The sequence below is a fragment of the Kitasatospora sp. MY 5-36 genome, from assembly GCF_001182915.1.
GTDB lineage: Bacteria > Actinomycetota > Actinomycetes > Streptomycetales > Streptomycetaceae > Kitasatospora.
In genome coordinates this window covers 1-2,817 of sequence record NZ_LFVW01000969.1, presented here as the reverse complement: position 1 = coordinate 2,817, position 2,817 = coordinate 1, and the positions used below count along the sequence as shown (strand labels likewise).

Annotated in this window: 4 protein-coding genes; all 4 read left to right on the top strand. The window is 77.7% G+C overall.

Features of this window, described 5'->3' with window-relative positions; all coding sequences use genetic code 11:
* A partial coding sequence (locus AE652_RS38970) for a hypothetical protein (RefSeq protein ID WP_049660231.1) occupies positions 1–198 on the top strand: 198 nt, incomplete at its 5' end.
* Entirely contained in the window at positions 188–1,039 is an 852-nt protein-coding gene (locus AE652_RS49365; protein WP_079271934.1) for a polysaccharide deacetylase family protein, read from the top strand. The genes AE652_RS38970 and AE652_RS49365, both read left to right, overlap by 11 nt.
* Positions 1,036–2,151, top strand: a complete 1,116-nt coding sequence (locus AE652_RS38960; RefSeq protein WP_049660228.1) for a glycosyltransferase — start codon at positions 1,036–1,038, stop codon at positions 2,149–2,151. Before AE652_RS49365 ends, AE652_RS38960 begins: the two co-directional genes overlap by 4 nt.
* Before the next feature lie 49 nt (positions 2,152–2,200).
* Positions 2,201–2,817, top strand: a 617-nt coding sequence (locus AE652_RS38955) for a Wzz/FepE/Etk N-terminal domain-containing protein (RefSeq protein ID WP_049660226.1), incomplete at its 3' end; no start/stop codon positions are given.

The window sequence follows — 2,817 nt, the reverse complement described above, 5'->3', positions numbered from 1 at the left end:
GCCGCCGGGCTGGCCGCCGACCCCCTGCTGTCGACCCTCCTCGGGGGCCTCACCGTGGCGCTGGCCTTCGCGGCCCTCGGCACCGGGCTCGGCGCCCGCGAGGTGCGCGGCCCGGTCCTCGCCCTCGCCCGGGCCCTGGGGCCCGGCCGGAACCCGCCAACCGCCGCCGAAGAAGGGAAGCGTCCCGATGGACAATGAACGGGGAACCGTCCGTTCGGCCCGGGCGGGCCTCCAGAGCGCACCGCCGGACCGGGCACGACCGCCCAGGAGCCGCCACCCGCTCGGCGCACCGCCGGTCCCCGGCTCCGCCTCGCCGTGGATCCTGATGTACCACTCGGTGGCGGTCGAGCAGGAGGACCCCTACCGGCTCACCGTCAGCCCCGAGCGGTTCGCCGAACAGATCGGCTGGCTGTACCGGAGCGGTCGGCGCGGCGTCTCCGTCCGCGAGCTGATGCGGGCCCACGCCCTCGGCCGGGACGACAGGCTGGTCGGCCTGACCTTCGACGACGGCTACGCCGACATCGCCCGGTACGCGGTGCCGACCCTCCAGGCGTACGGCTTCACCGCCACCGCGTACGTGGTCGCCGACCTGCTCGGCCGGGACAACGGCTGGGACACCGAGGGCCCGCGCAAGCGGCTGCTCACCGTCCAGGAGGTCACCGGGCTCGCCGGCGCCGGCTGGGAGATCGGCTCGCACGGCCTCGGCCACCGGGCGCTGCCCGGCCTGCCGCCCGAGGCCCTCGCCGTCCAGGCCCGGGAGAGCCGGCGCCTGCTGGAGGAGGCCGTCGGCGGCCCGGTCACCGGGTTCTGCTACCCGTACGGCGCCGTCGACCTGCCCGCCGCCCTGGCCGTGCGCGACGCCGGGTACGACCACGCCTGCGCCATCGCGCACTCCCCGCTCACCGGCCGCTTCGCCCTGCCCCGCTGCTACGTCGGCGACCGCGACGGCGCCTGGCGGCTGCGCGCCAAGCAGGGCCGGCACCGGTTGCGGGACGCCGTCACCGGGCTGCGCCACGCCCGCCGGGAGCCCCGGCCATGAGGGTGCTGCACATCGTCACCGGCCTGGCCGCCGGCGGCGCCGAGCGCCAACTGCACTTGCTGCTGCGGCACCTGCCGGCGCACCAGCAGTGCGAGGTGCTCGCCCTGACCAACCCCGGCACGGTCGCCGAGGCGCTGCGCGCCGACGGCGTCACCGTCCACCACCTCGGCATGCGCGGCAACCGGGACCTCGGCGCGCTGCCCCGGCTGGTCCGGCTGGTCCGGGCCGGCCGCTACGACCTGGTGCACACCCACCTGTACCGGGCCCAGCTGTACGGCCGGACGGCCGCCCGGCTGGCCGGGGTGCGCGCGGTGGTCTCCACCGAGCACTCGCTGCACGCCGGGGTGATCGAGGGCCGCCCGGTCACCCGGGGCGTCAAGGGCCTCTACCTGGCGGCCGAACGGCTCGGCAGCACCACCGTCGCGGTCTCCCGCCAGGTCGCCCAGACGCTGCGTTCCTGGGGCGTCCCGCCGGCCCGGATCGAGCTGATCCCGAACGGCATCGACACCTCCCGCTACCGCCTCCCGCCCGCCGAACGGGCCGCCGTCCGCCGTCGGCTGCGGGCCGAGCTCGGGCTGCCGTACGGGGGCTGGGTGGTCGGCGGGGTGGGCCGGCTGGTGCCCGGCAAGCGCTTCGAGGTGCTGGTCGAGGCGCTCGCCGAGCTCGACCCGGCCACCCGGCTGGTGCTGGTCGGCGAGGGTCCGGAGCGCGCCGCGCTGGAGCGCCGGGCCGCCGAACTCGGCGTGCGGGACCGGCTGGTGCTCACCGGGGAGCGCGACGACGTCCCCGAACTGCTGGCCGCCCTGGACGTGCTGGCCGCCCCCTCCACCGCGGAGACCTTCGGCCTCGGCGTCCTGGAGGGCCTCGCGGCCGGGCTGCCGGTGCGCTACAGCGCCTGCCCGGCGCTCGACGAACTGCCGCCCAGGGCCGCCCCGCAGGCCCGCCGCGTCCCCTCCGAGCCCGCCGCCTACGCCGCCGCGCTGCGCGACCTGCGGCCGCTCAGCGGGCACACCGCCGACCCGCTGCCGCACCCCCCGGCCGTCGGCCACTACGACATCGTCCGGGTCGCCGCCGACCTGGGCGCCCTCTATGACCGGCTGGCCCGCGTCTGACCGCCCGCCACCGCCGGAACCGCCGTACCAGACCCAAGGAGCAACACCCATGACCACACCGCGCCGAAGCGCCCGCCGCCTGGTCCGCCGCTGGTGGCCGGTGGTGCTCGCGGTTCCGCTGGGCGCCGCGGTCGGCGCCGGGTACGCCGTCGCCGCGTCCCCGTCGTACGCCGCGAACGCCTACGTCCTCGTGGTCGCGCAGAACCCCGGGGAGGCCGCGATCGCGACCAACTTCGCCCAGGCGTACGGCCGGCTGGCCGGGCAGCCGCAGGTGCTCGGGGTGGCGGCCGCCGAGACCGGCCACACCCGGTCCGAGCTGGAGTCCCTGGTGCACGGGACGACCTCCCCGGACGCCCCGATGATCGAGATCACCGGGACCGGGGAGCGCCCCCAGGAGGCCGCCCGGACGGCCGACGCGGTGGCCCGCTCGCTGGTCGCCTTCGCCAACACCAGCAGCAAGGACACCAACGTCCGGCTGGTGACGCTCTCCCCGGCCGCCGCGCCGGACAGGCCGACCACGCCGTCCGGGAAGCTGGACGTCGCGGTCGGCGGCGCGACCGGGCTGCTGCTGGGCGCGCTGGTGATGATGACCCGCCGCCGGGGTGCCCCGGCGGCGCCGGAGGCCGTCGGGAGCCCCGCGACGCCGCAGGAGCCGCAGGTGCCGCG